This window comes from Streptomyces sp. NPDC000151, from assembly GCF_040301705.1.
In the GTDB taxonomy this organism is placed as follows: Bacteria; Actinomycetota; Actinomycetes; order Streptomycetales; family Streptomycetaceae; genus Streptomyces.
The window spans coordinates 16,400-21,312 of record NZ_JBEPFC010000128.1 but is presented as its reverse complement, the minus strand read 5'-3'; the positions used below and the strand labels follow the sequence as shown (position 1 = coordinate 21,312).

4 protein-coding genes and 1 pseudogene are annotated in these 4,913 nt (G+C 72.6%); 1 reads left to right on the top strand and 4 read right to left on the bottom strand.

Annotated features, from left to right (window positions below):
* Positions 1–451, bottom strand: a pseudogene (locus tag ABT381_RS27725) (hypothetical protein); the annotation flags it as partial.
* 394 nt (positions 452–845) lie between these two features.
* Positions 846–2,123 carry a phosphoribosylamine--glycine ligase gene (gene purD, locus ABT381_RS27720; RefSeq protein WP_351599300.1) on the bottom strand — a complete coding sequence of 426 codons (1,278 nt, stop codon included), beginning with the start codon at positions 2,121–2,123 and terminating at the stop codon, positions 846–848.
* 388 nt (positions 2,124–2,511) lie between these two features.
* Between purD and ABT381_RS27715 the strand changes: the two genes are divergently transcribed.
* On the top strand, positions 2,512–3,276 hold the full coding sequence (locus ABT381_RS27715) for an SLATT domain-containing protein (protein WP_351599299.1): 765 nt from the start codon (positions 2,512–2,514) through the stop codon (positions 3,274–3,276).
* Positions 3,277–3,325: 49 nt separating this feature from the next.
* On the opposite strand, the gene ABT381_RS27710 is transcribed toward ABT381_RS27715, so the two are convergent.
* A complete protein-coding gene (locus tag ABT381_RS27710; protein WP_351599298.1) occupies positions 3,326–3,976 on the bottom strand; it encodes a putative DNA-mimic protein in 651 nt (216 codons plus the stop codon).
* 85 nt (positions 3,977–4,061) lie between these two features.
* A complete protein-coding gene (locus ABT381_RS27705; RefSeq protein ID WP_351599297.1) occupies positions 4,062–4,739 on the bottom strand; it encodes a GntR family transcriptional regulator in 678 nt (225 codons plus the stop codon).
* Between the last annotated feature and the right edge of the window lie 174 nt (positions 4,740–4,913).

Sequence of the window (4,913 nt, the reverse complement as noted above, 5' to 3'; positions counted from 1 at the left end):
CGCGCCGGGACGCCTGGGCGCCGCCGGGCGGGGCGTGCGCGCGGTGCGTACGGTCCTCCAGCCAGCTGTCGCAGTCCGGCGTGAGCGCTATCGCGGAGGGCGCGGGGACGTCCAGCCGGTCGGCGAGGTCGCGCACCAGTCGGTACAGATCGGGCGCGGACTCCTCGGCGACCGGGACGGTGGGACTGAGCGCGGGCCTGGCCCGGGCGACCACGGTGGCGACCAGCGCCGCCAGCAGCAGCGCCACCACCGCGAACCCCGCCACGATCCAGCGCGCGAGGACCCAGCCGCCCGAATCCCAGGAGCCGAGCCCACCGGTCGCTGCCCCGGCGAAGAGCACCACGGCCAGCGCGGCCGGCAGCACGGCCGCGCCCAGCGCCGCGCCGCGGATCCGCAGCACCGCGAGCGCCCGGGCGCGCGCTGCCTGTTCGCCTGCCTCCGGACCTGCCACGAGCCTGTACACCCCCTGCTGTCCTGCTTGAACGGGACGGAGAGAACACGGGAAGGAAGAGACCGGGCAACGTGCCCGCGGACGCTCGCGACCGTCGGCGCGCTGCTCACTCCCCACCACTCTGGCACCAGCCACTGACATCGCAATGCCGGTGAGCCACTTGCCGGACGTCGCACGGGCAGCCGGGCCGGGAACCGGAAAGGCCACCGGAACGGGCACCACAGGACGCTTGCGCGGAACCCTAGTTGGGGCACCGTCGCACGTCAGCCGTTAACCGGTTTGGTCACTCGATGGAATGGCTTTGGGTAAAGCAGGGAACCGGCCACACGAAGCGACCGGTTCCTCAGACAGGGGGCCGGCCTCTCGAAGGAGGCGGGCCGGGGCGGGGCGACGCTCAGCCGGCCTGCTCAGCGGCCTTGGCGTCGGCGGCGGCCTTGGCGGCGATGTCCGTCCGGTGGTGGGACCCCTCCAGGGAGATCCGGCCGACGGCGGTGTACGCGCGGTCCCTGGCGGTGGCCAGGTCGGACCCGGAGGCGGTGACGGACAGCACCCGGCCACCGGCGCTGAGCACCCGGCCGTCGGCGTCGTAGCGGGTACCGGCGTGCAGGACGTACGCGTGCGGGGCGTCCTGCTCGGCCACCGCGTCCAGGCCGGTGATCGGGTCGCCCGTGCGCGGCGCTTCCGGGTAGTTGTGCGAGGCGATGACGACCGTGACGGCCGCGCCGTCGCTCCAGCGCAGCGGCGGGAGAGCGGCGAGGTTGCCGGTCGCCGAGGCCATCAGCAGGCCCGCGAGCGGGGTCTTCAGGCGGGCGAGTACGACCTGGGTCTCCGGGTCGCCGAAGCGCGCGTTGAACTCGATCACGCGGACGCCGCGCGAAGTGATCGCCAGGCCCGCGTACAGCAGCCCGGAGAACGGCGTCCCGCGCCGCCGCAGCTCGTCCACGGTCGGCTGCAGCACGGACTGCAGGACCTCGTCGACCAGCTTCGGGTCGGCCCACGGCAGCGGGCTGTAGGCACCCATGCCGCCGGTGTTCGGGCCCGCGTCGCCGTCGAGGGCGCGCTTGAAGTCCTGGGCGGGCTGGAGCGGCACGACGGTCTCGCCGTCGGTGATCGCGAAGAGCGAGACCTCGGGGCCGTCGAGGAACTCCTCGATCACCACGCGGTCGCAGGCCAGGGCATGTGCACGGGCCGTTTCGACGTCGTCCGTCACGACGACGCCCTTGCCGGCCGCGAGGCCGTCGTCCTTGACCACGTACGGGGCGCCGAACGCGTCCAGGGCCTCGTCGATCTCGGCGGGGGTGGTGCATACGTAGCTGCGCGCGGTCGGCACGCCGGCGGCCGCCATGACGTCCTTGGCGAACGCCTTGGAGCCCTCCAGCTGCGCGGCCTCCGCCGAGGGGCCGAAGACCGGGATGCCACGGGCACGCACGGCGTCGGCGACACCGGCCACGAGCGGCGCCTCCGGGCCGACGACGACCAGCTCCGCCCGCAGGCTCACGGCCAGCTCGGCCACGGCCGCGCCGTCGAGGGCGTCCACCGGGTGGAGCTCGGCCACCTCGGCGATGCCGGCGTTGCCGGGAGCGCAGTGCAGCGCGGTGACGTCGGAATCGAGGGACAGAGAGCGGCACAGGGCATGTTCGCGGGCGCCGCCGCCGATGACGAGGACCTTCACAGGTGCAGCCTAGACGCCCTTTGGGCGGAGGCACGAAGTGGGCCGCGCTCGCCCCTTGGAGGGAGGCACGAACGGGGCGGGGGGACGGCCGCGTCCGTAGAGGGCGCGGCCGGGCCTCCGAGGAGGCTGGTCCGGGCGGCGAGTACAGGTGGCCACGCGTCGCGAAAACGTCCTCAGCCTGTGTACCTAAGTGGGGGCCATGGGGTGTAGCAACTCTTTCGAGTGAGGGCGGGAACTGGCCTATACCTGATCCCGCGCCACTTCCGGGCGGAAATAGCTGGATTCTGGCGGCAACGCCAGCCGTTCGGCGGTAGGAAGGGTGTCGCGCGCCACGGCCATCTCATTCGCCTCGCGCGCACCGCACGTATCTTCAACAGGGAGTGCACGGGTGAGCCAGCCGGAGATGCAGCCCGAGAGGCCGCCCGAGGGGCCTCCTCGGGCGGAAGGCGAGGACGCACAAGGGCGGGATCGCGGTGATCTAGCCGGCCGTGCCTTTCCGCTCGGTGACTGGGGGGAGCCGGCCGAGCGCCTGGACGAGCTGTACCAATGGGCCGAGACCGGCGCGCTGCACGTGATCGACTGGTACCTCGCGGACCGCGTCGCCAAGCGGCGCACCGCCCGGATACTGCGGGCCGGCGCCGCCGCCGGGGTATCGGCGGGGGCGCTGCTGCCCCTGCTCGGCGTCAGCGGCGTCCTGGACGGCGGCGCCGAGTACGGCTATCTGGCGCTGCTGCTCGCCGCCGTCTGTATGGGCTGCGACCGGTTCTTCGGCGTGACGGCGGGCTGGATGCGGGACGTGGCCGCCGCGCAGGCCGTGCAGCGGCGGCTGGAGGCGTTGCAGTTCGACTGGGCGTCGGAGAGCGTCCGGGAGGTGCTCGGCCCGACGGAGGGCACCGCCTCGGAGGCGGCCGAGCGCTGCCTGACCGTGCTGCGGCGCTTCCACGAGGACATCGCGGAGCTCGTGCGCTCCGAGACCGCCGACTGGATGATGCAGTTCCGTACGGGCCCGGTGCCGACGGCCGGCCAGACGGCGCCGGCCCCCTGGGGGCCGCCGCGCCAGGAGGCCGCGCCGGACCGCACGGGCCGGATCGTGCTCCCCCCGGGCACCCGCCCGAACATGCCCCGCCAGCGACCGCCGGAGCCGCCGCGGTGAGGGAGCCCGATCAGCGGCGGGGCGACACAGTCAGCGGCGGGTGACTCGGTCAGCTGAAGACGATCATCGAGCCCTGGCCGAGGCTGCGGGTCGCCGCCGCGTGCAGCCCGAGCCAGACATGGCGCTCACGTGCGAACGGGCTGTCGTCGGCCCCCGTCGTCCCCGCCCGCTCCTCCAGCGTCGTGGGCCCTTCCGGCGGGGTCGGTGCGGCGGGCGGGTTGGCCGGGTCGATGCCGATGACCGGCGCGACCACTTCGAGCTCCCGCAGCAGCCCGTGCGAGGAGCCCAAGGGGCCGCCGCCCTCGAGCAGTTCATCGTTTGCGAGCGGGTGCGGGAAGTCCACCGGGACGTACGCGCCCGCGTGGTCGTAGTGCCACACCAGGTGTGATTCCTGGGCCGTGCTCTCGAACATCTCCAGCAACTGTTCGTAGTCGCTGCCCAGTTCGTCCACCGGCGACACGGCGAGCCCGCAGACCTGGAGGAGGTACGCGCGGCGCAGGAAGTGCAGCGCGTCGTAGTCGAAGCCGGCGACCGGCGCGACGTCCCCCGACAGGCCCGGCATGTAGTTGAAGATCGGTACGGGCGGCAGTCCCGCATCGGTCAGCGCTTTGTCGTAGGCGGCGAGCTCTTCGGAGAAGGGATTGTCGGGGCTGTGGCACAGCACGTCGACTAGGGGGACCAGCCACAGGTCACACGCCACAAGTTCTCGCTTCCGTTCGGTTCCGGGAGACCAGGCCATCGAACGCCTGGCGATCGACAAAGCCGATGGTCGGGACAGCGTAGTGCTAGGCGAGGTTCTCGACGAGGGCGAGGGAGTGGGCGTTGTACTCGCGTACCAGGCGCTGCGCGGTGACCAGGTCGCGGTGGACGACCGCCGCCGCCAACTCCTGGTGTCCCTGCCACAGATGTACGCGCAGGTCGGCTTTGTCGCGCAGCATCGGCACGGCGAACACCCAGCCCTGTATCCGCATCCGGTCCAGGAAATCCGCGATGTAGGGGTTCCCCACCAGATTGCCGAACTCGCGCCAGAACCGCAGGTCGTAGCCGATCAGTACGTCCAAGTCGCCGCACCGGGCGGACCGTTCCGCCTCCTCGGCGCGGCGCCGGAGGGAGACGAGCATGTCGGAGGTGACGCTGCGGGCCAGCTCCTCCGCGCTCGTACGGAACACGCCCTCCACGACGAGCGTGCGGGCCTCGACCATGGCGCGGTAATCGGCGGCCGTGAACGTGTGGACGCAGAAACCGCGGTGCTGCTCCACGTCCAGGAGGCCCTGCGCCGAGAGGTCGAGCAGCGCCTCGCGCACGGGGGTCGCGGAGACCCCGTACTGCTCGGCGATCTCCTTGACGGTGAACTGGCGTCCCGCGGGCAGCCGTCCGGCCAGCACCTCGTCGCGCAGCGCGTCCGCGATCTGCTGACGCAGGGTGCTGCGCTGGATGACTCCGCTGACCGGCCCGGCGGGCATCGTGTCCGTCTCCTTCCGCGACCGCACGGCAGGAACGCGGCCCTCGCCCTCACGATAGGCGAGCGCCGCACGAGACGGATGAGGCAGTGGGTACTAAAGGGCGAGTGGAGGGGGTTTGCCCGGTGAAACGACGCGGGGGGGCGGGAGCGGGGGCTGCTGCGCCCCGCTCCCGCC

Coding starts and splice junctions, on each gene's coding strand:
- ABT381_RS27705 (WP_351599297.1), bottom strand. CDS start 4,739: ATGCCCGCCGGGCCGGTCAGCGGAGTCATCCAGCGCAGCACCCTGCGT.